Origin of the sequence: Xanthobacter lutulentifluminis, assembly GCF_043194675.2 — a bacterium.
Lineage (GTDB): Bacteria > Pseudomonadota > Alphaproteobacteria > Rhizobiales > Xanthobacteraceae > Xanthobacter.
Genome location: NZ_CM195525.1, coordinates 4,009,156 through 4,032,446 on the forward strand (window position 1 = coordinate 4,009,156; position 23,291 = coordinate 4,032,446).

The window sequence follows — 23,291 nt, forward strand, 5'->3', positions numbered from 1 at the left end:
CGGCGCCGAGCCCATCCGCTGGTCTGCCGCCGACACCGACGACACCATCCGCCAGGCCCGCGCCCACAACGCCGTGGGCCGGCGCCTGTGCGGCTGGCGCTGACGCCGGCGAGGCGCGCGCGGCGGCGGCCGACGCCCCTGCGGCGCCGTTGGCGCTTGCTCCGCCGCGCGCCTCTGTCATTCTCGCGGCAGCTCTTTTATGACGGACCGGCGGCAAGGCGGAGACGATCCGTGCGTCTATTGGTGGTGGAGGACGATCCCGATCTCAACCGACAGCTCGCCGAGGCGCTGGCCGACGCGGGCTATGCGGTGGACCGCGCCTATGACGGCGAGGAGGGGCAGTTCCTCGGTGAGACCGAGCCCTATGACGCCATCGTCCTCGATATCGGCCTGCCCAAGCTGGACGGCCTCTCCGTGCTGGAGAGCTGGCGGCGCGGCGGCAAGACCACGCCGGTGCTGATTCTCACCGCCCGCGACCGCTGGAGCGACAAGGTGCAGGGCTTCGACGCCGGCGCCGACGACTATGTGGCCAAGCCCTTCCACATGGAGGAGGTGCTGGCCCGCCTGCGCGCCCTGCTGCGGCGCGCCACCGGCCATGCCTCCAGCGAGCTGACCTGCGGCCCGGTGCGGCTCGATACCCGCTCCGGGCGGGTGGCGGTGGCCGGCAATCCGGTCAAGCTCACCTCGCACGAGTACCGCCTCCTGTCCTACCTCATGCACCACGCCGGGCGCGTGGTGTCGCGCGGGGAGCTGGTGGAGCACCTCTACGACCAGGATTTCGACCGCGATTCCAACACCATCGAGGTGTTCGTGGGGCGTCTGCGCAAGAAGCTGGACTGCGACGTGATCCAGACCGTGCGCGGCCTCGGCTATCTGCTCGCCGCCCCGGAAGAGCCGCGCTGACGCGCCATGCCCATGCCCGAGCCCGCGCGTCCCTCCGAATATGCCCCCGGCTCACTCGCCTTCCGGTTGGTGCTGTCGGCCATGGGCATCACGGTGGTCGTGCTGCTGGTGGTGGGGCTGGTCCTGTCCTCGCTCTACCGCAGCGCTGCCGAGCGGGCGTTCGACCGGCGGCTCGACGTCTATCTGAAGACCATCGTGGCCGAGGTGGCCAACGCCCCCGAGGGCACCGTGCCGGAGCCGCAGGCGCTGGGCGATCCCTTGTTCGCCTTCCCCAATTCCGGCTGGTACTGGCAGATCGCCCATGTCTCGGGCGGGGAAACGACACGGCGCACCTCCCGCTCGCTGGCGGGGGCCACGCTGCCGTTCCTCGCGGCGCAGGGCATTTCCGGCCGCCCCGGCATCATGCGCCAGGGCTACGCAATCGGCCCCGGCGGGCAGGAGCTGCGCCTTACCGAGCGGGACGTCGATCTCGGCGCCGACGCCCGCTACGTGGTCTCGGTCGGCGCGGCCGCGCTGGAGCTGGAGCAGGAGATCGCCGCCTTCAACCTGGCGCTGGCAGGCACGCTGGTGGTGCTGGCCTGCGCCTTCCTGCTGGTGGTGATGGTGCAGGTGCGCTTCGGCCTCAAGCCGCTCACCCGCATCTCGGAAGCCCTCGCCGATGTGCGCTCCGGCAAGGCCGAGAGGCTGGAGGGGGCGTATCCGGACGAGATCGTCCCGCTGGTGCGGGAGGTGAACGCCCTCATCGAGGCCAACCGCGAGATCGTCGAGCGCGCCCGCACCCATGTGGGCAACCTCGCCCATGCGCTGAAGACGCCGCTCTCCGTGCTGCTGAACGAGGCCGGCACGCGCGACGACCCCCTCGCGGTCCGGGTGCGCGACCAGGCCGGGGTGATGCGCGATCAGGTCGCCCATCACCTCGAGCGGGCGCGCATGGCGGCCCGCGTCTCCGTGGTGGCGAGCGTGTGTGGCGTGACGCCGGTCATCACCGCGCTCGCCCGCACCATGGAGAAGATCCACCGCACCAAGGACCTCGCCATCGACGTGCGGATCGCCGACGACGTGCATTTCCGCGGCGAGCAGCAGGATCTGGAGGAGATGGTCGGCAACCTCGTGGACAATGCCTGCAAGTGGGCTTCCTCCCGCGTGGAGGTGGAGGTCTGCGCCGACCGGCCGCGCACGCCGGGGGAGCGGGTGTTCTTCCACGTCATCATCGACGACGACGGGCCCGGCCTCGACCCCGCCCGCAGGGTGGACGTGGGGCGGCGTGGCCGGCGGCTCGATGAATCCAAGCCCGGCTCCGGGCTCGGCCTGTCCATCGTCCACGAGCTGGCGCTGCTCTACGGCGGGCGGTTCGAGCTCAGCTCGGCGCCTCTCGGCGGCCTGCGCACCGAGATCGTCCTGCCGGCCGCCAGCGCCCCCCCGCCGCCGCTGGGCTGAGCCGGCAATGGCTGCCCTGCCGTCCCCCGTCTTCGCCCCGCCTTCCGCTCCCGCCGGCCTGCGCTCCATTGCCGCGCCCGGCCCCGGCGGCGCCCCCTTGCGGCTTTTCAGGGCGCGGGGGAGACCTTAAGAGGAAGGTTGGAGCCACCGTTCCGCCCCATCGGGGCCCCGTTTCGCCCCATTGCCCCTGCGTGAGAGATCCCGACCGATGCCCGCCCGCCTGGTTCGCATCCGCCTGACCGTCGCCGCCCTCGTGGCCTCGGCACTCGCCGGGTGCGCCACCGATTCCGGCGGCTCCAAGGGCATCGCGGCGCAGGCGGCGCTGCCGACGGCGCCCGTCATGAGCGGCGCCGTATCCGGCGGGCTCATCAGCGGCGGCATCGGCAACGGGCTGGATGAGGGCGACCGCAAGCGCGCCTATGACGCCGAAATCTCCGCGCTGGAGACCGGCGGTCCGGGCTACCCCATCGGCTGGAAGGGCGACAGCGGCGCGCGAGGCACGGTAGTGGCCGGCCCGCCGTACAACCGTGCCGGCTTCCAGAGCTGCCGCGACTATTCCCACACCATCTACATCGACAACCGCCCGCAGATCGCGCGCGGCGCCGCCTGCCGCACGCCGGACGGCCGCTGGCAGCCCGTCACCTGAGGTGCGGGCCGGCGCGGCCGGGATCTCGGACGATCGTGCGCAGGCACGTGCCCGCCGCCTGAGGCGTCGCGGGCGTGCCGTCAGTAGGACATCAGCAGCGGGACCTTGCAGTCTTCCAGCAGCGACTGGGTGACGCCGCCCAGCACCCACTCGCGCATGCGGGAGTGGTTGAACGCGCCCATCACGATCAGGTCTGCGCCGGTCAGGCCCGCATGGGAGCGCAGGGTGCCGGCGATGCCGTCCGGGCCGGCCACCAGGTTCTTCACCGTCACGTTGACGCCATGCCGCGCCAGATGCGGCGCCAGCTCCGCGCCCGGCACCTCGTGCGCCAGCTCCTTCTCGGAGCCGATGGCGAGCACCTCCACCGAGCCGGCGGCCCGCAGGATGCCGATGGCGTCATTCACCGCACGGGCGGCGCGCGCGCTCGCGTCCCACGCCACCAGCACGCGCTCGTTCCGGAAGCTGTCGAAGCCGGGCGGCACCACCAGGAGCGGGCGTCCGCTCTCGAACAGCAGCCCCTCGATGAGGCCGCGGTCGGCATTCACCGTCGCGGTCTCGGCATCCAGCACGGCGATGTCGTGCACGCGGGCCTGCGCGACGAAGGTGTCCACCAGCTGGGGGTAGCTCAGCTGCGGGGCCTCCACCGAGGCGGCGACGCCCGCCGCGGCCGCGTCGCCCGCCGCCTTCTCCGCCACCGCCGCCGCCAGCTGGCGCAGGCGGCGGTTGTGCGCGGCCACGAGGCCGGTCGCCACGTTGCTCACGAACGTGTTGCCCAGCACCACCTTCAGCGAGGCCGCCTGGATGGTGGCATGGGCGCCGGATTGCCGGGCCAATGACAGACCATAGGCGAGGGCGGACGACGGCTCGTCGATTCCCTCCTCGGTCATGCCGATCAGGACACTTTTAATGTTCTGGACCATGTGGCTTTTCCTCCTGAGACAAGACACGCTAGCCAGCAGCGCAGCAGTTATCGTTGCGTCACGTCAACAAAAGTCTAGCTCCCGTCCACATGCGTGCGTGCCGCGGCGCACAACGCTGCCGGTGCGCGCGGCGGCGGACGGCGCGGGAAAACCGGGGCATGATCGAGGATCTCAACCTTTTTGCCAGCCAGATGATCACCCTGTGGGTCGTGCTGGAGCCATTCAGCCACCTGAGCATGTTCCTGAGCGCCACCGGCCATCTGGATGCAGGCCAGCGCCGGCGCGCGGCGGCGCTCTCGCTGGCGTTCGCGTTCCTGATCCTGCTGGTGTTCACGCTGCTCGGCCGGATGCTGCTCCAGGCGATGGGCATCTCCATCCTCGCCTTCCAGATTTCCGGCGGGATGATCCTGTTCCTGTTCGCCATGACGCTGATCTTCGTGGATCGCCCGCACCGGCCGGTGCACGTCAATCCCGAGCGCGGGGTGCTGACGCTGGCGGTCTATCCGCTGGCGACGCCGATCCTCGCCGGGCCGGGGGCGATCCTCGCCATGGTTCTGTTCTCGGACAACAACCGCGGCGCCCCCCTGTCCCACCACGTGGTCACGCTGGTGGTGCTGGCGCTGATGATGGCGGTGCTGTTCGTCGTGTTCCTGCTGGGCGACTATATCGTCAAGGTCATCGGCGAGAGCGGCACCAGCCTGCTGCGGCGGGTCATGGGCATCCTGCTCGCGGCGCTGTCGGTGAACCTGATCCTCAACGCGTTCCAGCTCTGGCTGGGCCTGCCGGCAATCTGACCGGCCGGCCATGGCCGCATCCCCGCCGCCCGGGGGCGACGGGGAGGGGAAGGCGCATCAGCCCTCGATGCTGTCGGTGTCGGGGGCGATGCCCTTGGAGGTGGGCGCGCCGTCGTCGAGCGGGGCGAGATGGTCCACCACCATCTGGCGATAGCGCGGCAGGCCCTTGTAGGTGGCGATGTCCGGATGCAGGTCGCGCAGCACCCGGTGGAGCCGCCGCCGCCACTTGGGCACGCGGGCGATGTCCGCGACGCTGGTGAGATAGCAGCGGATGCCGAACAGGATCGCGTTGGAGCGGGGCAGCCGGAACAGCGTCTGCAGCTCCACGCGCAGGTGCACCTTCTGAGCCACGTTCTCGGGGGTCACGGTCGCCTTGTCCGGCCCCCAGACGGGATAATTCTCCGGCGAGGTGTCGAGGCGCGGGTTGATGGTCATGGTCCAGTTGAGGCGGCGCACCGGCTGGCCGTACTGGAGCCGCAGGAGATATTTCAGCGCCCGGTCGAACACACCCTTCTCGTGGGCCAGCGGCACCGGGCCGTGCCACTCGTGGAAGCTCATGCCGATGTCGAATTCCAGCGACCAGTCGGCCTGGGTCGTCACCATGCCGCCGTCCACGAACAGGTTGTCGTCGCGCTGGTCCTGCAGGGTGAAATCGCCCTGCGCCTGGCGGGTGATGTACTCGAACGGGCCGCAGGGCAGCGTCTCCGCCTTGCCGAAGGTGAAGGTCTGCTGGATGTTGAGCGGCCGGTTCACCCACGTCCACACGTCCCCGTCCTTGGACAGGGTGAAGTGCTCGGGATAGTCGGCCGCGAGGCTCTCCATGATGAGCTCGAGCGTGTCCCACTCGGCCGCCAGCATGTGCGGCAGCACCTGGCAGCGCTTGGGGTCTTCCGCCAGCACGCGGGCGCGCTCGGCGCACTCGGCCACATAGTGCTCGTCGATGTCGAACGCGGCCTGGAACGCGGCGGTGGGGCCACCGCGTACGTGCGGCTCGATGTTCACCGAGTACATGTACTCGTCCTCGGGGAACGGGAACGGGAAGCGCAGGATGTCCTGCGGCGACTTGCGGTAGGTGAAGGTGTCGCGGAAGGTTTCTGCGGGCTTGAACTGGAGGGTCATTTCATGTCCTTCCGGGATCAGAGGTCGAGCACGATGCGCGGCCCGCGGGCGCGCGACACGCAGGTCATGATGAGCGAGCCGGCGGCCTTCTCCTGCTGCGAGAGGAAGTCGTCCCGGTGGTCGGGCTCGCCTTCCAGCACCGGCGTCGCGCATTCGCCGCAGGCGCCGCCGCGGCACAGGCAGGGCGCCTCGACGCCGGCGGCCTCGATGGCCTCCAGCAGGGTCTGGCTCGCGCCCACCTCCACCTCGATGCCGGACTTCCTCAGCACCGCGCGGAACGGCAGGCCGGACACGTCGCCGCCGAAGCTCTCCTTGTGCACCTTGCCCTTCGGCCAGCCGAGCGCGGCGGCGGTGGTGGCCACCGCCTCCATCAGGCTGGTGGGCCCGCAGACATACAGGTGCGTGCCCAACGGCTGGCGCGCCAGCAGTCCGGCCATGTCGAACGCCGAGCGGCCGCCGCCATGCACGCGGATCTCCTCGCCGGCCGCATAGGGGGCCAGCAGGCGCTCGAACACGGGCACCTCTTCCAGCGTGGCGAGCTGGTGCATCTCGAACCGCGCGCCACGCGCCTTCAGTTCCGGCAGAAACGAGAGCAGCGGCGTGATGCCGATGCCGCCGCCGATCAGAAGGTGCTTCTTCGCCGTGGCGGCGAGCGGGAACAGGCTGATGGGGCTCGCCATCTCCAGCACGTCGCCGGGGGCGACCGAGCGGTGCAGGAAGGCCGAGCCGCCGCGCGACTGCGCCACCAGCCGCACGATGATGTCGTAACGTGCCCGCTGATCGGGCGGGGAGACCAGCGAATAGGCGTTCTTCATCACCCGTGCGCCGTCGCGCAGGGTGAGCATCACATGGCCGCCGGCCGGCGCGGTGGGGAAGAGGCCGCCGTCGGCGGGCTCGAACGAGAACCGCTTCAGGCTCGGAGCAAGCTCGACGATCTCGCGCACGCGCACGGCGCGGGAAGGGGCGGCGGTCATGGATACAGCTCCTCGGCCTCGGGCACCTCGCCCGGAACTTCCGCATCCACCTGCACGCCCATGAAGGCCGAGAGCCTGCGGGAGAAATGATCGCGTACGAACAGTGGCGCGCCGCAGCCCGAGCAGGTGACGATGGAGGTGGTCACCCCCTCCGTCACCTCGCGGCAGTGGACGCAGAAGATGCGCCGCGCCCAGGTGCCGGCATGGTTGAAGCCCATCTCCTGCCGGCTCAGCCCGGCCGCCGCGCCGAGGGCAGACGTATCCCACACGAACGGTTCGGAGCCGGCCGCGTAGAGGCGCAGGCCCATGGTCTCGCGGGCGAGCCGCTCCTCCAGCGCCGAGAACAGGTGCGCGGGGGAGCGGAAGGGGCGCACGGTGCCGGGCGCCTCCTCCATGGCGGCGGCGGGCGGCACGGCGCTGCGGCGCGCCACCGTCCACACCTCGAAGGCGGAGGGGGTGACCCCCTCCGCCAGCGCGCCGGCCGGAACCTCGGCGCCGTCCACCAGCAGCAGATGGTGCCGCCCCTGCGGGTCCGGCGCGATCGGCTGGTACTTCGGCCGGCTCTTGATGCCTTGATCGCTCATCTCGTCTCCGCTCAGTAGACCGCCAGCGTGTGCGCCACGATGATGACCACGGCGCCCAGCCCCAGGGCGAGGTAGGGCAGCATGCCCGCCCGGGTATTGGCGCCCGGCTCCGCCTTCAGGTGCATGTCCTCCATCATGGCCGCCGGGAACTGGCCCTTGTCGGTCACATAGTGACGGAACAGGAACACCGGGATGATGGCCGCCGACACCACAAGGCCCGTCACCAGCGTGCCCGCGCCCCAGATGTCCGCGCCCATGCCGAGCAGGAACAGGTTCACGTAGGCAAGCACCGTGCCCATGCTGAGCAGCCAGGTCGGCGCCTTGTAGGGACGCTCCCACGCCGGCCGGTCGATCCGGTGCATCCAGGCGGCATTCAGGTTCAGGAAGTTGAACAGGATGTAGCAGACGTTCGAGATGGCCAGCACGAACACGTAGTCCGACATCATCAGCAGGATGAGGTTGAAGCCGAGGTCGGTCCACATGGCCTTGGTGGGCGCGCCGTTCTCGTTCACATGGCCGAGGTACTTGGGCAGCCAGCCGTCCACGGACGCCTGGTAGAGCGTGCGCGAGGAGCCGGCCATGGAGGTGACGATGGCGAGCATCAGCGCCAGGATCAGCATCACCACGATCACGTTGTGGACGATGGGCCCGCCCTTGATCATGCCCGCCATGGCGCTGGCGACGCCCATGCCGGAATAGATGTCCGCGGAGAGGATGCCGTCATAGACCGCCGGCGTCGTCACCGTGCCGGAAGCGTCGGTCACCGCCGGAGTCACCAGCTGGCCGAGGCCGAGCACGCCCTGGAACGAGATGGGCACGATGGTGAACACGAAGATGCACAGCAGGCCGGAATAGAGGATGGCCTTGAAGGTGTCGGTCTTCGGGTCGCGGAACTCGCGCGTGTAGCAGACCGCCGTCTCGAAGCCGTAGGTGGACCAGGCTGCGATGAACAGGCCGCCGGCCATCAGGGTGATGCCGGCCATGTTCCACTCGCCCGCGATCACCTTGCCCGCCTCGTCCTTCGCCAGCGGGGCGAACGGGCCGAGGTTGGCGGCGAGCACGTCGCCGGTGAGGAGCGGCACGAGGCCGATCAGCACCAGCGGCAGCAGCGCCACCACGCCGAGGATCACCTGCACCTTCGCGGTCTGGCTGATGCCGCGGTGCTGGATGGCGAAGGCGACCATCAGCAGCGCGGCGCCGAGCACGAAGGTGGCGTTGATGCGCAGGGCAAGGCCCGCCTTCAGCCAGCCGAGATCCACCAGCGTGAGCTGCCAGGTGTTGATGGCCGCATCCGGCGCGAACAGGATGGAGAGCACGTAGCCCGCGGCGAGGCCCGAGCCGATGGAGAGCACCGGCGACCACGCCAGCCAGTTGCACCACACCGAGAACGGCGCGAGCAGCTTGCCGTAGCGCACCCAGGCGATGGCGCCATAGACCGACGCGCCGCCCGACTTGTGCGGGAACAGGCCGGCGATCTCGGCATACGAGAAGGCCTGGATGAAGCCGAAGATGATGGACAGGATCCATACGAACCAGGCCGGCGCCCCCACCGTGGCGCCGATGGCGCCGATGGAGAACAGCACGAGCGCGGGCACGCCGCTCGCGATCCAGAACGCGCCGGTCCAGGAGATTTTTCGATGAAGCGTGCCGGCCGCCGGTTCGGCGGCCACCTCGTTGGTTGCTGCGATGCTCATGGTGTGACCCCTCGGTTATCTTTATGGCGAGGAGTTTCCCGACGCGAAAATTTTTTGTCAATGAAGATATAGATCTAACCCAACGTCATGGCGAGGTGATTTTTTGTTCATATCCTTGCCCGACTCTTGTGCATCGGCACTTCCGGAAAACAAACACGCCCCCGCGATCCCATCTGATCGCGAGGGTATACAGGGGGTCAGTCTTCAATCGGCCGGAAACATGCGTCGCGACAGCGGGAAGACGCTGCCGGACGGGTCGTTTGTCGAATAGCTATTGGAATGATCTTGCAGTAACTTGAGTGCGTTCAGGCGCGGACGCGGGTCTTCTGCGGGTCGAAATGGGGGAAGGGCACGATCTCAGCACCGATGCGCTTCTTCAGCCCGTCCAGCTTGCCCACCTCGATGCGCGTGCCTGTCGCGGCATGGGCGACATCGATCCGCGCCAGAGCGATCTGTGCCTTCAGAATGGGCGATTGCGTGGCGCTGGTGATGACGCCGACGCTGGCGCGGCCCACGTGCAGCGTGTCGCCGTGGCCGACCGCATCATTGCCGTCGATGAGGAGGCCGACCAGCTTGCGGGCCGGATTGGCCTTGCGCCGGGCGAGGGCGGCCTTGCCTACGAAGTCCTCCTCCTTCTCCGCCACCGTGAAGCCGATTCCCGCCTCGTAGGGGTCGGTCTGGTCGCAGAAGTCGTAGCCGGCGAACACCAGGCCCGCCTCGATGCGCAGCATGTCGAGGGCGGAAAGGCCGAGTGGCTTCATGCCCTTCGGCGCGCCGGCGCCCCACACCGCCGCGAACACGGCGGCGGCATCCTTCGGGTGGCACCAGATCTCGTAGCCGAGCTCGCCGGTGTAGCCCGTGCGCGACACCACCAGCGCCGGTCCCATGGGCCCGCCGAGGCGCGCGACGGCGAAGCGGAACCATTTCAGCTCGGTGATGGAGGGCTGCGTCGGGGAGGTCCAGATGACCTCGGACAGGATCTCGCGCGAGAGCGGGCCCTGCACCGCGATGTTGTGCAACTGGTCGGTGGAGGAGCGCACATGGACCGACAGGCCCCATTCGCGGGCCTTGTCGCGCAGCCAGGTGCCGGTGAACTCCTCGCCGCAGACCACGCGGAAATTGGCGGGCGCCAGCCGGAAGATGGTGGCATCGTCGATCATGCCGCCATGGTCGTAGCACAGCGCGGTATAGACCACCTGGCCCACGGCGAGCTTGCGCATGTCGCGCGTCACCGTGCGCTGGAGCAGGATTTCCGCATCCGGCCCCGTCACCTCGAACTTGCGGAGCGGCGAGAGATCCATCACCGCCGCTTTCTCGCGGCAGGCCCAGTATTCGGCGATGGGCCCCTCGCCGGTGAAGCACGTGGGCAGCCAGAAGCCGCGATACTCCACGAAATTGCGGGTGAGCCCGGCGAGGCTCCGGTGGAAGGCGCTTTCGCGCGTCAGGCGCGGCTCGGCTTCGGCATTCATGCGGAACGCGGTTCCCTTCGAGAAGGTCTCGGCGGCGTCATAGACGCGCACGTGGATGTCGGTGGGCTCCCAGCCGTTGGCCGGGTCGATGTCGTCGGCGCAGGAGGAGGTGGCGCAGACGAGATCGGTCAGGGCGCGGAGCAGCACATAGTCCCCGGGTCGGGACCACGGCTCGTCCATGGTGAGCGCGTTGGAGTGGTCCACCGCCGTGTTGTAGAAGAAGTTGATGGCCGCCCAGCCCGCCCGCGGCCGGATGCCGTGCGGTGTCAGCACGGCATTGAAGTTGTCCGAGCAGTTGGCGTGGCCCGGATAGCCCATGTCCTCGTAGTATTTCGCCGAGCAGGCGAGGGCGAATGTATCGTGCCGCCCCACCGTGTCGCGAATCACTTCTACCAGGGGCACCTGGCGCTCATCGTAATATTTGGAATGCAGCCCCGGCCCCGGATAGGCGGCGCCCATGAGGGTGCGGGTGGTGGTGGGATCGAGCCCGAACTCGCGCCCCGCCTCCAGCTCCGCCGCGTCGAAGGCGAGGAAGTCGGAGCACTGGCGGCCATCTACGTCGATGATCTGGATATAGTCGCCGGCCTTCACCCGGAATGCGCAGGCTTGCGCCGCCGGGATCCGCAGGTCCAGCGTCAAGGCCGCCAGCGGCTCTGGAAGGGGGCGCTCGTTGCCCTCGGCGCGGGCGACGGTGACGAGCAGATCGGTGGCGGTGTCCTGCCCGTCCGGCGCCATGGGGCCGCCGGGCGCGGCGATCACCACCAGCACGTCGGCGGTCGCCTCGATCCTTGCCCGGCCGCCGGCATCATGGTCGCCGGCAAGGAGGATGCGGCCGGCAAGGCCTGCCGCATCAAGGCCGAGACCTGCGAGGAGCCGGGACACCTCGGCGCTGCCTTCCCCGCCGGCCGCAAGATGGGCCGCAAGGCCGCCCGCCACGGTCGCAGCCGCCGGCCTGCCATCGGAAAGGGCGGCCGGATCGGAAGCATAGGCCTCCGCCGGCTGCAGCCCTTCCGGGTCGATCACGGTGATGGCGTCGCCGGCTGAAAGGCGGACTGCCGCCACGCCGCCGCCGCGCACCACCAGGCGCTCGCGCGGCTCGGGTGCGTCGGTCCGGGTCGGTCCGGGCGGGAGAAGGGAAGCGTCCATCTAGCCCTCTTGCAGGAGCCCCGCCAGCAGCCGGTAGCTGCCGCGGTAGTAGAGCAGGGGGTCGCCCTCGCCCTCCGCATGCATGTGCACGACCCGGCCGACGAAGATCACATGATCTCCGCCGTCATAATGGGCGTAGGGCACGCATTCGAAGACCGCGTGGGCGGGCACGAGGCGCGGCGCGCCGGAGGGGCCGACCTCCCACGCCGTGCCGGTGAACTTGTCCTCGCCCGCGCGGGCGAAGCGGTTGGAAACCTCCTTCTGGTGCTCCAGCAGGATGTTCACCGAATAGGCTTTGGCCCGCTCCATCCGCCCGAGCGAATGCAGCGAGCGGGCCATGCAGAACAGGATCAGCGGCGGGTCGAGCGACACCGCCGAGAACGAGTTGACGGTGACGCCGATCGGGCCTTCCGCATCCTGCGCCATCACCACGGCGATGCCGGTTGCGAAGCGGCCCAGGGCGTTGCGCAGCTCGCGCGGATCAAGGCGGGCGTCGAGATCAATGGTGGTCATGGCAAGGCACTCGCTGAAAAAATGGAAACCGCGCGGCCATGATAAACCTGTCGGCGGCCGCGGGTGAGCGGGGCGTGCGCCCTGCAGCATCGGATCGTGAAGCCGCCTCCGGCACCTGCCGGGGCAGCGCGGGCGGCAGGTCGCCGCCCGCCGCCCGTCGCTCTTCTCAGGCGACCTTGGCGGGCTGGACTTCCGCCAGCAGCTTCTCGGCGAAGGCGCGCTTCTCGGCGTCGTCCATCTTCTTGATCTCGTTGTTCAGCACGCGCTCGTTGATGGACTTGTTCCAGTAGTCGAGCGAGCCGAAGCCGAGCAGGGAAGCCTTGCCCACGAACTGGCGCAGCACCTCGTTGGTCGGGCCCATCACCCAGCCGGCCTTGCCGTCGCGCAGGTAGCGCTCGATCTGCAGGGCCGGGCGATAGCCGGTGCCGCCGGTGGCGTGGAGCATCTTGTCCACCACGTGGGCGACGTTCTTGGCCGCCTCGAACTTCACCTGCCACAGCCAGTGGAGCAGGGCGGTGCGGGGCAGGGCGTCCGGGTCCTTGTGGATCGACCAGTCGCAGTTGTTGGTGACGCTGTCGAGCGCCTGCGCCATCTGGAAGTCCAGCGCCCGGCAGGCGTTGGTGTCCATGATCGCCTCGCCCACATAGTCCTGGATGGTGGGATAGTCAGCGACACGCATGCCCACGTCGTTATGGGTCTTGCGGGTGGTGTGACGCTTGGCGATGTCCACCACCGCGAGCGAGATTCCGTTCCAGCAGGCCGAGGACAGGGTGAGAAAGAAGGGGTCCACCACCTCATCGTTGGACTTGGCGCCGTCGCCGATGGGGCCGACCAGGGCGTCCTTCGGCAGCACCGCATTTTCCACGACGATGGGGCCGGACTGATTACCGCGCAGGCCGAGGCCGTCCCATTCGGAGGGGTTGGCCTTCACCTCGTCCTTGGTGACGAGGAAGCAGGACAGGTCGGAATAGTCGCCGGCGAAGCCGGGGCTGGTGGTCTGGATGATGTACCAGTCGGCGAAGCCGCCGGAGGTGGTCCAGGAGGCCTTCTTGGTCACCTTCCAGCCGTCACCGTGGGCCTCCGCCTTGGAGGAGATGGGATACCAGAAGTGCGAGCCGGTCTCGGGGTCGGAATAGGAAAGCGTGCCGATCAGCACGTCCTTGTCCAGCCGCTTGAGGATGTCGGTGAGGATCGGATTGTCGTGGTGCCGCAGCAGGGCGGCCGCGGTGGCGCCGAGGTGCATGGTGAAGCACATGGCGGTGGAGGGGCAGCCGTAGCGCGCGATGGTCTCGACCACCATGGCGGCGCACACGTGGTTCTCGCCGAGGCCGCCCAGCTCCTTCGGCACGTTCAGGCCGAGCAGGCCGAGCGAGGCGAGCGCCTCGAAATTCTTGCGCGGATAGATGTACTGCGCGTCACTCTCGATGGCATTGGCGCGCAGGGTGGTCTCGCAGAGGGCGATGAGCTTCTTCTGCAACTCCTTCTGCGCCGGCGTCAGCAGCCATTGGGGGTCCCACTCGAAGCCGAGACCCCAGAACTCTTCCTTGCCCCACATTTTGACTTCGGACATGATGATGAAGCTCCGCCTGGGCGGGTCCCGCTTGGGGTATCCCTCCCGCAGTTGCGATCCTCGCTGAAGGCGGCGACTGTTCCCCTCGGTGAACTTTTTTGACGCCGTAGAAACACTCTGCCATTGATTGCGGCGTGTGCAAGCCCGATGATTGGGCATATCCGTGCCCAATCCGGAGGCCGAACGAGCGGAATCGTGACCGTTGCAGCATTCGTAAGGCCTTGTTTTTAGGCGACAAGCCGTAAAAATTTCTTCACAGGAAAAGTAATTGACACAAGCTGTGTCGGCCGCACAGGATGTGCGCGTCGAGACGGAACGGCCGTCCGTGCGGCCGCGTGACGCGATGCCGGCGCGCCCTCCGCCTCTCCAATTTCCAGACAAGGCCAAGGGCCAAGAGAGGGGACAGGATGACGAGCGCAACCATCTGGCGCCAATCGATCCTCAATGAGCGTCACCGGGAGCTCGGCTCCAGGCTCGAGGAATCGTGGAACGACATGGCGATTCCCCAGCATTACGCCACCGACCCCTATCTGGAGACCGAGGCGGTGCGCTACCGCGCCGGCCTGTTCGATGTCTCCGCGCTCAAGATCATCAACGTCTCCGGCAAGGATGCGCTGGCCTTCATCAACCAGCTTGTCACCGCCGATATCTCGAAGGTGCCGGCCGGCCGCTCCATGATCGCCTCGATCGTCGGCGACGATGGCGGGCTGATCGACGACGTGCTGGTCTATGTGGACGGCGATGGCGCCTTCCGCCTGTCGCACGGCGGCGGCGCGCTCGAAGAGGCCCTGCCGGTGGTTGCGCAGGGCTTCGACGTCGCCTTCGCGCGCGACAACGACGTGCACATCCTCTCCCTGCAGGGCCCCAAGGCGCTGGAGATCCTCGCGCCCCATACTCCCATGACGTTGAAGGACCTGCCCTATTTCGGGCACGGCAAGACCACCCTGTTCAGCATCCCGGTGTCGCTCGCGCGCGGGGGCTATTCGGCCGAGCGTGGCTACGAGGTGTTCTGCTCCGCCAATGATGCGGTGTTCCTGTGGGACAAGATCCTGGAGGTGGGCAAGCCGTTCGGCGCCATGCCGGTGTCGTGGGACTGCCTCGACATCGTGCGGGTGGAGGGGGCGCTGCTGTTCTTCCCGTTCGACATGCCGCACAAGGATACGACGCCCTTCGAGGTGCTGATGGACTGGTCCGTGGACCTGTCGAAGCCCGATTTCCGCGGCAAGGCGGCGCTGATCGCCCGCAAGGGCACCGAGCGCACCCACCAGGCGGGGCTGGAGGTGCTCGCGCCCGTGGCCATGACGCCGGGCGCCAAGATCTACAAGGACGGCGCCGAGGTGGGCGTGGTGAATTCCACCACCTACAGCCAGCACCTGATGAAGTCGCTGGCTCTCGTTTCCCTGAAGCCGGATGTGACCGCGCTCGGCACGGGGCTCACCGTCACGGATGGCGAGGCGAGCTACGAGGCGGCCGTGGTGCGCACGCCCTTCTACGATCCCATGCGCCTGCGCACGCATCCGCTGGACGAGCGGGCCTGAGCATCCTCATCACGCAGAAGGGCGGCCGGACGGGAACTCCCCGTCCGGCCGCCCTTTTTTTCGTTCCGGTGCCGGTCTTCCGCCGGCCTCAGAGCGGCTTCAGCCCGGCCTCGATCTGCGCCCGCCGGTCCTCCAGGAAGGGCGGCAGGGAGAGGCGCTCGCCGAGGTGCGCCGGGTCCTCGTCGGCGGCAAATCCCGGCTGGTCGGTGGCGAGCTCGAACAGGATGCCGTTGGGCTCGCGGAAATAGAGCGAGCGGAAGTAGAAACGGTCCACCATGCCGCTGTTGGGGATGCGCAGCTCGCGCAGGCGGCGCGCCCATTCTTCATACTCGTCGAAGGTGGTGACGCGGAACGCCACGTGATGCACCGCGCCGGCCCCCTGATGGGCGGGATCGAGCCCCGGCTCGACCTTCACATGCACTTCCGCGGCGGGGCCGCCCCCGCCCATCTCGAACACATGGATGGCGCGACCCTCCTCGCTGGCATAGACCCGCGCCTCCCGCATCCCCATCACATGGATCAGCACGGCGGCGGTGGGGGCGAGATCCGGCACCGAGAGCAGGATCGGGCCGAGGCCGCGGATCTGGTGCGCCGCCGGCACCGGGCTCTTGGCCCACGGCACGCCGGGCCCGCGCCCGCCATCGACGATGAGGCCGAGGCGCTGACCCTCGCGATCCTCGAACGGGAGCATGTCGCGGCCATCGCGGGTCTCGATGCCGCCGTGGGCGACACCGGCATCCGCCAGCCGGGCGGCCCAGTATTCGAGCGCCGCCTCGTCCTGCACGCGCAGGAAGGTGCGCACCGCGGCATGGGTGCCGCGCCGTTCCGCCGGCACCGGCCAGTCGAAGAAGGTGAGGTCGGTGCCGGGATTGGCGTCGCCATCCGCGTAGAACAGATGGTAGGCCGAGGTATCGTCCTGGTTCACGGTCTTCTTCACCAGCCGCATGCCGAGCGTCTGGGTGTAGAAGCGGTGGTTGTAGGGCGCGTCCGCCGAGACGGCGGTGACGTGGTGGAGGCCGGTGAGCTGCATGGCTGTCTCCCGATCGGGTGAAATCCGTTGCCACCGAGATAGGCCCTTCCTCCCCCCGATGCGACGCGCGAAGCTGCAAAGCGGGCTTGCTCGTCTGCAAGATGGATCTGCCAATGGTCCAATAATGATTGCCGATCTGCACGCATGCAGCCGCGGGCTTCCTTCCGGGCCGCCTTCGGTCTAAAGGCATCGGCCCATGGCTTATTCTGTCAAAGAGATGTTCCGCACCCTGCAGGGGGAGGGCGGACAGGCGGGGCGTGCCGCGGTGTTCTGCCGGTTCGCGGGCTGCAATCTGTGGTCCGGCCGGGAGGAGGACCGCGCGGACGCCGCATGCCGTTTCTGCGACACCGATTTTGTCGGCACCTCGGGCGAGGGTGGCGGCCGTTTCACCGATGCGTCGGCGCTCGCCGATGCAATCGCCGCGACCTGGGGCGAAGGCGCGCCGGAGCGGCGCTTCGTCGTGTTCACCGGTGGCGAGCCGCTGCTGCAGCTCGATCCGGCGCTGATCGACGCCGTGCATGGCCACGGCTTCGAGATCGCGGTGGAGACCAACGGCACGCTGGAGGCCCCGGAAGGCATCGACTGGATCTGCGTCAGCCCCAAGGCCGGCAATGCCCTGCGCCAGACGGCCGGCAGCGAGCTGAAGCTCGTCTTCCCCCAGCAAGGGATCGATCCCGAGGCGCTGGCGACGCTCGATTTCACGCACTTCTTCCTGCAGCCCATGGATGGGCCCGACCGCCTGCGCAACACGCAGGCCGCGGTGGCCTACTGCCTGGCGCACCCGCGCTGGCGGCTGTCCCTCCAGACCCACAAGATGATCGGCATTCCATGACTTCGAGCCCCTCCCCGCTGCCGCGGCGGGTGCGCATCACCCAGGGCTTCACCTTCGAGGCCGCCCATTTCCTGCCCAACGTGCCGGAGACCCATCGCTGCCGGCGCATGCACGGCCATTCCTACCGCGTGGACCTGACGCTTGAGGGGCCGGTGGACCCCGTGACCGGCTTCGTGGTGGACTTCTTCGACGTGGAAGCCGCCTTCGGACCGCTGCTGAAGCAGCTGGACCACTATTGCCTCAACGACATCGACGGCCTGGAGAATCCCACGGCCGAGATCATCGCCGCCTGGATCTGGGAGCGCACCAAGCCGCTCCTGCCGTTGCTCGCCAGCGTGCGGGTATATGAGACGCCCATGTCCTTCGCCGAGTTCGCCGGCGAGTAGCACCCACGCGCCCGCCCCTTTCAAGAGGCGGGCGCGCGGCTTCGCGAGGTGGGCTCAGACGATCGCCTCGGCCGCCTTCGCCTTGCGGACGAAGGTCGCGAACGCGGCCAGCTGCCCAGTGATGAAATCGCGCGTCCCCTGATCGGTGAGGGCGCCGTCGGTCACCTTGGTGTGCGCCTGCGCCACCATGGCCTCCGGCACGTTCATCACCAGCGCGTCGAGCGCCACCAGCACCTGCCGCAGGTGATACTGGGCCCGCGCCCCGCCCATGCCGCCGGGCGAGGCGGACTGGATCAGCGTCGGCTTGCCCTTGAGCGGGTGGTCCTTGAGGCGGGAGAGCCAGTCCAGCGCGTTCTTCAGGCCGCCGGGAACGGAATAGTTATACTCCGGCGTGACGATGACCAGCGCATCCGCGGCCTTGATCCTGGCGCCGACCGCGCTCACGGCCTCCGGAATGCCGGCAGCCTCGATGTCCCCGTCATAGATCGGCATCTGCGCCACCGAGGGCAGGATCTCGATCGTGACCCCCTCGGGGGCAAGGTCCGCGAGCGCGCGGGCGAGCGCCGCATTGAGAGAGCCCTTGCGCACGCTGCCCACCAGGACGACCCAGTTCATGGCTTTGCCTCATCGTTCATCTACCGCGACCCCGCAGCCGGGACGACAATAGCGAAGCCGGAGGCCGCGAGCCGCGCGGGCCGGAAAAAAATCAGGGGGCGGCGTGCGGGCCGGTGGCCGGCGCCCATGCCACGCGGGCCATGTGGTTGTCGAAGCGCGGCCCGCCGGCCCGTCGCGCGGCGATGCCGACGCCTTCGCTGTCGGCGCGGATCAGAATCACCTCGCCATAGCCCGACGCGGCGATGAAGGTGCCCGCCTCTGGCCCGGCGGCGAGGCCGCAGCCATCGGTGAGCGGCACCGCCCCGAGGAAGCGGCCCGACGCCTCCCACACGGCCACCCGGTTGCCACGCGGCGAGGCGCAGGCCACCAGCCGGCCCGAGGGATCGTGCGCCACCGAGCCCACGTATCCGCGCAAGGCGCGCCATGCCTCCTCCGGCGCATCGAAGGCGGTCAACGCGCCACCCTCGCCGATACGGAACAGGAGCGGACGGGCCTCCCCGTCCTTCAGCAGGTCCTGCGCCGCCACCACCGTGCCGCCGTGCCCGTCGCGGGAGAGGTGGCGCAGCGACAGGCTCGCAAGGGCGCTGGACAGATGCCCCTCGGCGCAGGTGGCGCCGGTGAGGGGATCGAGCAGGGCGACGCCGGAGCCGGTCGCCTCCGCGTCCCGCGCCTCCGGTGTGTTCGGTTCGATGCCGCCATTGGCGATCACCAGCACGGCGCCGGAGCGCATGAGATCGTGGGGGCCGTCGCCGCCGCTTGCCCATTCGTCGCGGATGGCGAAGCCGCCCGCAACCTCGCGCACCGTCACAACGCCGCGCCCCATGGCCCGCGCGCCCTCGGGCGGGCGCTCGATCTCGTTCGTCAGGAACAGGGCGCCGTCGGCGGTGAACCGCCCGTGGCCGGAGAACACGCGCCCGGCGCCGGGGCCGAAGCTCGTGACCGCGCCGCCCTTCTCCCGGTCGAACACCAGCGCGATACGGCCCGGCCTGCGCCCCACCGCCACTGCCAGAGAGCCGGTCGGGCTCGCTTCGACGCCATGCAGGCGATCGGCGGATGGCGCCTCGGTCACGGCGGCGAACGCTCCGTCGAGCCCTACCGCGGCGAAGCCCTCGCCTACGCCGGCGGTCGCGAGCCAGCCCCCGCCCATCGCATCCGCCGGCAGTCCGGCGGCCAGCGCCCGCGGTCCGCGGCCCGCCACCAGCAGCGCGCCGGCACCGGTGAGGAAGGCGCGCCGGCCGAGATCCTCGAAGCCCGCGGCCATCTCAATCCCCATCGAGCGCGTTGAAGCCCAGCGAGATGGCGAAATAGGACGCCACCGGACGGTAGACCGTCGCCTGCGCGCCCTTGAACGCCTTCAGCGCCGCCTGCAGCGCAGTGGCCCCCTGCGCGGTGGCGGCCGCAGCTCCGATGTCCGCGGGCAGCTTGTCGGCGGCCGCATCGGCGGTACCGGCCGCCTTGTTCACCACCCATTGCGGTCGGGTCGGCATCTGTGTCCCGACGGCGACGAGCAGCTGATCGGCGCTGCGGATCATGTTGGCCGCCACCCGCCCGGAGCGCCCGGAGCGCCAGCTGTCGGCCAGCGTCGGCTTGGTGTCGGCAGGGCCGGAGCCCATGACCGGCAGGATCTTGGTGTCGGACACGCGCTGGTAGGCGCCGGACAGGTCGGTCAGGATCATGCCCGGCAGGGCGCCGACATCGGGAAACAGGGCCGGATCGCCCTTGCCCGAGACGATGGAGCCCAGCACCCCGGTGCCGCGGTCGCCCCAGGCGGTGCGGATCTCCCGCGCGATGGTGGCGAGATTGGTGGCGATGGCGGTGCCCACGGCGCAGCGGCGCGTGGCTTCGGGACCGGCGACGAGCGCATCGGCCGCACCCTCCTCGTACAGCAGGCGCTCCAGCGCCGGCAGGCCCTGCACCGCCGCGCTGGACTGCGCGAACCGCTCCGGCTGCAGCCGGGCGGCATCCGTGTCGCCCAAAAGCTCGGCGAGCCCGCGCGAGATGGCGTTGCGGCGGTCCGGGAAGAAGGAGATGCGATCTGCCCTGAGCGACAGGCTGACCGGGCCGAAGGTGACGAACTCCACCGCGTTCCAGGCATCGGCCGCCTTGCCGTAGGCCTCCTTCAGCGCCGGCACGCCGGCAGCTTCTGGCTTGGCGCAGAACGCCGTCCACGTCTGCGCCTGCGCGGCGGTCTGCGCGGCGAGGGCGTCATAGCGCGGCAGCAGCCAACCCTCGATGAGAGGGACCGGATCCAGCACCGGGTTGGCCGCACGGGCTGGCTCGGGGGCAAGGCCGGCGGCGCCGACGAGGAGCCCCAGCGCAAGCGCGAGGCGGGCGGGGAGGGATGAAGGCTGGGACAACATGGCGGCCGGCAAACTCTCTTGAAACCTAGAGCGATGAAACGTAGCGCACGAGCGCAGCCTTCTGCGGGCCGGTCAGGGCATCGAACCGGCGCCGGGCGGACGTGGCTTCCCCGTCGTGCCAGGCGATGGCCTCGTCGATGGTGCGCGCGCGGCCGTCGTGCAGCAAGCCCGTCTGGCGGGCGAGCGCGTCGGATACACCCGCCAGTGGCGCGGTGCGCCATTCGGAGGCGGCAGCGCCCGGCTCGGGCATGCTGTCGGCAAGGCCCGGCCCCATGTCGTGCAGCAAGAGGTCCGTGAACATGCGCGCCGTGCCGCCGCCGGTGGTCGGCAGGGCAGGCCGGTGGCAGGTGGCGCAGCCGGTTGCGGCGAACAGCCGCTGGCCTTCGGCGCGGTCGGGCGCGGCGAGCACCTCCGGTTCCGGCTGCGGCAGGGCGGCGACGAACGCCACGACCCGGTCGAGCAGCGGCGTGCCGATCTCGGGTGCCGTCTCGGCGCTCCCCGGGGCGCGGGCGGCGGCGCCGTGGGGGGCGTCGCGGCAGGCGGATTGGGCCTCGGTGCAATCGCCCCACGGCTCCGGGTGGAACGGATTGGAGAGGCCGATGTCGAGGAAGAAGGCTTCGGCCGACTGACGCGCCAGATCCGGCTGGGACGCCTTCCAGCCGAACCGGCCGACGGCGGTGGAGCCATCGGGCAGCCGGATCTGGCGCGCGCGGCCGGAGACGCCCTCCGTGCCGCGCGCCTGTTCGGCGGCGACGGCGCGGAGCGCGGCGTCCGGTACCTGCGCCAGCGCGCCGCGTCCGTGCAGGTCCGGCGCCACGCGCAGGGACAGGCCGCTTGCTGGATCGAGCGGGCCGTAGCCCAGCTTCTCCGGCCGCGGCGCCCGGACGATGCGGCCGTCCGGTAGCGCAGTGTCCGCGATGCCGATGACCCCCTCGGCCGGGATGCCCGGCACCGCATCGATCTGGAAGCGGTGGCCGTAGACCGGATCGCCGCTGCCATCCGGCCGGGCGATCACCAGCACCATTCCGCGCCCGGCCGTCCCGTCCTCCATGCGCGCGGGCGCACGGCCCTCGGCGGGATGGCAGGATGCGCACGAGCGGGCGTCGAACAGGGGGCCCAGGCCATCGTCGGCGCCAGTGGAGGCGGGAGCCGGTACCCAGGCACGGCGGAACAGGGCCTTGCCGATGGCGATGTCGAGCCGGTCGATGGTCTCGGCTGCCGCGGCAGGCCCGGCGATGCCGGCCGTCAAGGCGAGGGCGAGGGCAATGGCCTGGCGGCGCGCACCCATCATGCCACCCGGAACCAGCCCATGAGGCCGGCGTCCATGTGCTCCAGGATATGGCAGTGGAACACCCAGTCGCCGCTGGTGGCGCGGAAGGCGATGTCCACGGTCTCGTTGGGCTCGGTCATCACCGTGTCGGCGAGATAGGGCGGCACCTTGCGCCGCGACGAGGAGAGCACCCGGAACACATGCCCGTGCAGATGCATGGGGTGCACGTGCTTGGTGACGTTGGTGATGGAGAGCACGTAGCTCTCGCCGTCCTTCAGCGTCTCGAGCGGTGGTGGCAGGCGCAGGTCGGCGCCCGCGCCCCACGAGGTGCGATTGATGGCCCAGAAGGTGCGGTCGCCCACGCACAGGGAATCGATGAGCGCCTTCGCCAGCGGATCATCGGCCGGCAGCGGCGGGGCGATGGCGGTGGCGCCTGCGGAGGTCTGCACCAGGAAGTCCATCTTCCGCGCCCGCCGCATGTCCGGCAGCGGCACTTTCGCCGGCGGCAGCGCCTTGGGCACGAAGGCCGTCTTGCGCCGGCCCCGGTCCACCGCCACCAGCGTGGTGAGCAGATAGGGCTCGGCGGTACGGTAGTCGTAGACCTTCACCTCCTCGCCCGGGCCGGGCATGCGCACATGCACGTCGAGCCGCATGGCCGGACCCATGCGCCAGATCTCGTCCGGCAGGCGGGAGAAGGAGAGGGGCGGCGTGGTCGCCTGGCCGTCCACCGCGATGATGGCAGCGTCCTGCGTCTCGCAGCCGAAATCGATGGTGCGGGTGGAATCGGCCACCAGCACTCGCAGCCGAACGTCGCCATGGGCCGGGGCCTCCACACGCGGGGGCACGACCTGCCCGTTGGTGGCGCGCACCGTGCCGAAGGTGCCGGCGGTGGAGGCGCCGTCGTCCGTGAACATGGGCAGCCAGCGGCCGTCCGCGTCGAGGCGCCAGTCCTTCACCACGATGATGTGCTCGAGATCGAAGCCCAGCTTCGCCTCGGCCGGGTCGTCCACGATCAGCAGGCCGGCGAGGCCGCGCCCCACCTGCCCGGTCTCGTCGCAATGGGGATGGAAGAAATAGAAACCGGGATCCGGCAGCGGCACGTTGTAGGCGAACCTCGCCCCCGGCGCGACCGGCGCCTGGGTGAGCGGCGAGACGCCGTCGGACAGGTAGGGCACGCGGATGCCGTGCCAGTGCACCGTCGTCGGCGTGGGCAGGCGATTCTCGAAATCCACCAGCAGGCGAGTGCCCTGTGGCGCGCGCAGCGTGAAGAAGGGCGTGCCGTTATAGGCGCAGAAGCCCTGCGTGCGCGGCTTGTCCGGACCGAGGAGCGCCGCCTCCATCTCGCCTGCGGAGAGCTGGAGGCGGCGCACCGGGGCGTTCGCGGGAAGGGTATCGCGGGAGAGGGGTTCCCGGCCGATGGCGGCGGGGATGACCCCCGTCGCCGCCGCCGCGCCGCCGAGCAGGACCGCCCGGCGCGATATCAACATGATG

At 69.7% G+C, this 23,291-nt stretch carries 21 protein-coding genes; 7 read left to right on the plus strand and 14 right to left on the minus strand.

Translation table 11 applies throughout. From position 1 onward, the window contains the following. Nucleotides 1-231: 231 nt before the first annotated feature. From V5F49_RS18605 to V5F49_RS18615, 3 genes are all read left to right on the plus strand, one after another. Nucleotides 232-903: a response regulator transcription factor gene (locus tag V5F49_RS18605; RefSeq protein WP_394117825.1), complete on the plus strand. Its 672-nt coding sequence runs from the start codon at nucleotides 232-234 to the stop codon at nucleotides 901-903. Between the two features lie 12 nt (nucleotides 904-915). Further along, nucleotides 916-2,340, plus strand: coding sequence for an ATP-binding protein (locus V5F49_RS18610; protein ID WP_394117953.1), 1,425 nt, complete (start codon nucleotides 916-918; stop codon nucleotides 2,338-2,340). 208 nt (nucleotides 2,341-2,548) lie between these two features. Beyond that, nucleotides 2,549-2,986: an RT0821/Lpp0805 family surface protein gene (locus tag V5F49_RS18615; RefSeq protein ID WP_394117826.1), complete on the plus strand. Its 438-nt coding sequence runs from the start codon at nucleotides 2,549-2,551 to the stop codon at nucleotides 2,984-2,986. A gap of 80 nt (nucleotides 2,987-3,066) precedes the next feature. Here the strand turns inward: V5F49_RS18615 and V5F49_RS18620 are convergent, their stop codons facing one another. Further along, complete coding sequence (locus tag V5F49_RS18620) at nucleotides 3,067-3,906, minus strand: universal stress protein (RefSeq protein WP_394117827.1); 840 nt, start codon at nucleotides 3,904-3,906, stop codon at nucleotides 3,067-3,069. A gap of 158 nt (nucleotides 3,907-4,064) precedes the next feature. Between V5F49_RS18620 and V5F49_RS18625 the strand changes: the two genes are divergently transcribed. Beyond that, nucleotides 4,065-4,700 (plus strand): MarC family protein, encoded by a 636-nt coding sequence (locus tag V5F49_RS18625; protein WP_394117828.1) that lies wholly within the window; start codon nucleotides 4,065-4,067, stop codon nucleotides 4,698-4,700. A 57-nt stretch (nucleotides 4,701-4,757) separates the two neighbouring features. Here V5F49_RS18625 and V5F49_RS18630 read toward each other — a convergent pair whose 3' ends face one another. From V5F49_RS18630 to V5F49_RS18660, 7 genes are all read right to left on the minus strand, one after another. Next, nucleotides 4,758-5,819 (minus strand): heme-dependent oxidative N-demethylase family protein, encoded by a 1,062-nt coding sequence (locus V5F49_RS18630; protein ID WP_394117829.1) that lies wholly within the window; start codon nucleotides 5,817-5,819, stop codon nucleotides 4,758-4,760. A gap of 17 nt (nucleotides 5,820-5,836) precedes the next feature. Next, a complete protein-coding gene (locus tag V5F49_RS18635) occupies nucleotides 5,837-6,793 on the minus strand; it encodes a PDR/VanB family oxidoreductase (RefSeq protein ID WP_394117830.1) in 957 nt (318 codons plus the stop codon). Then, nucleotides 6,790-7,377 carry a dimethylamine monooxygenase subunit DmmA family protein gene (locus tag V5F49_RS18640; protein ID WP_394117831.1) on the minus strand — a complete coding sequence of 196 codons (588 nt, stop codon included), beginning with the start codon at nucleotides 7,375-7,377 and terminating at the stop codon, nucleotides 6,790-6,792. The genes V5F49_RS18635 and V5F49_RS18640 overlap by 4 nt, the downstream gene beginning before the upstream one ends. Nucleotides 7,378-7,388: 11 nt before the next feature. Next, nucleotides 7,389-9,071: an APC family permease gene (locus V5F49_RS18645; RefSeq protein ID WP_394117832.1), complete on the minus strand. Its 1,683-nt coding sequence runs from the start codon at nucleotides 9,069-9,071 to the stop codon at nucleotides 7,389-7,391. Between the two features lie 305 nt (nucleotides 9,072-9,376). Further along, the gene (locus V5F49_RS18650) at nucleotides 9,377-11,686 is read right to left on the minus strand and encodes a trimethylamine N-oxide demethylase (protein WP_394117833.1); all 2,310 of its coding nucleotides are present in this window, start codon (nucleotides 11,684-11,686) and stop codon (nucleotides 9,377-9,379) included. Continuing rightward, on the minus strand, nucleotides 11,687-12,199 hold the full coding sequence (locus V5F49_RS18655; RefSeq protein ID WP_394117834.1) for a flavin reductase family protein: 513 nt from the start codon (nucleotides 12,197-12,199) through the stop codon (nucleotides 11,687-11,689). A 166-nt stretch (nucleotides 12,200-12,365) separates the two neighbouring features. Continuing rightward, nucleotides 12,366-13,769, minus strand: coding sequence for an acyl-CoA dehydrogenase family protein (locus V5F49_RS18660; protein WP_394117835.1), 1,404 nt, complete (start codon nucleotides 13,767-13,769; stop codon nucleotides 12,366-12,368). A 407-nt stretch (nucleotides 13,770-14,176) separates the two neighbouring features. On the opposite strand from V5F49_RS18660, the gene V5F49_RS18665 reads away from it, so the two are divergent. Further along, the gene (locus tag V5F49_RS18665) at nucleotides 14,177-15,307 is read left to right on the plus strand and encodes an aminomethyl transferase family protein (RefSeq protein ID WP_394117836.1); all 1,131 of its coding nucleotides are present in this window, start codon (nucleotides 14,177-14,179) and stop codon (nucleotides 15,305-15,307) included. Nucleotides 15,308-15,395: 88 nt separating this feature from the next. Here the strand turns inward: V5F49_RS18665 and V5F49_RS18670 are convergent, their stop codons facing one another. Then, on the minus strand, nucleotides 15,396-16,337 hold the full coding sequence (locus V5F49_RS18670; protein WP_394117837.1) for a ring-cleaving dioxygenase: 942 nt from the start codon (nucleotides 16,335-16,337) through the stop codon (nucleotides 15,396-15,398). Between the two features lie 196 nt (nucleotides 16,338-16,533). Between V5F49_RS18670 and queE the strand changes: the two genes are divergently transcribed. Then, a complete protein-coding gene (gene queE / locus V5F49_RS18675; RefSeq protein WP_394117838.1) occupies nucleotides 16,534-17,169 on the plus strand; it encodes a 7-carboxy-7-deazaguanine synthase in 636 nt (211 codons plus the stop codon). Nucleotides 17,170-17,198: 29 nt separating this feature from the next. Continuing rightward, nucleotides 17,199-17,555, plus strand: a complete 357-nt coding sequence (queD, locus tag V5F49_RS18680; protein WP_394117954.1) for a 6-carboxytetrahydropterin synthase QueD — start codon at nucleotides 17,199-17,201, stop codon at nucleotides 17,553-17,555. A gap of 54 nt (nucleotides 17,556-17,609) precedes the next feature. On the opposite strand, the gene V5F49_RS18685 is transcribed toward queD, so the two are convergent. The 5 genes from V5F49_RS18685 to V5F49_RS18705 all read right to left on the minus strand — a co-directional run bounded on the left by V5F49_RS18685 (nucleotide 17,610) and on the right by V5F49_RS18705 (nucleotide 23,287). After that, nucleotides 17,610-18,170, minus strand: a complete 561-nt coding sequence (locus tag V5F49_RS18685; protein ID WP_394117839.1) for an NADPH-dependent FMN reductase — start codon at nucleotides 18,168-18,170, stop codon at nucleotides 17,610-17,612. Between the two features lie 91 nt (nucleotides 18,171-18,261). Then, nucleotides 18,262-19,431, minus strand: a complete 1,170-nt coding sequence (locus V5F49_RS18690) for a DUF1513 domain-containing protein (protein WP_394117840.1) — start codon at nucleotides 19,429-19,431, stop codon at nucleotides 18,262-18,264. 1 nt (nucleotide 19,432) lies between these two features. Continuing rightward, nucleotides 19,433-20,530: an imelysin family protein gene (locus V5F49_RS18695; RefSeq protein ID WP_394117841.1), complete on the minus strand. Its 1,098-nt coding sequence runs from the start codon at nucleotides 20,528-20,530 to the stop codon at nucleotides 19,433-19,435. A gap of 25 nt (nucleotides 20,531-20,555) precedes the next feature. Continuing rightward, nucleotides 20,556-21,821, minus strand: a complete 1,266-nt coding sequence (locus V5F49_RS18700) for a di-heme oxidoredictase family protein (RefSeq protein WP_394117842.1) — start codon at nucleotides 21,819-21,821, stop codon at nucleotides 20,556-20,558. After that, nucleotides 21,818-23,287 (minus strand): multicopper oxidase family protein, encoded by a 1,470-nt coding sequence (locus V5F49_RS18705; RefSeq protein WP_394117843.1) that lies wholly within the window; start codon nucleotides 23,285-23,287, stop codon nucleotides 21,818-21,820. Before V5F49_RS18705 ends, V5F49_RS18700 begins: the two co-directional genes overlap by 4 nt. Nucleotides 23,288-23,291: the final 4 nt, after the last annotated feature.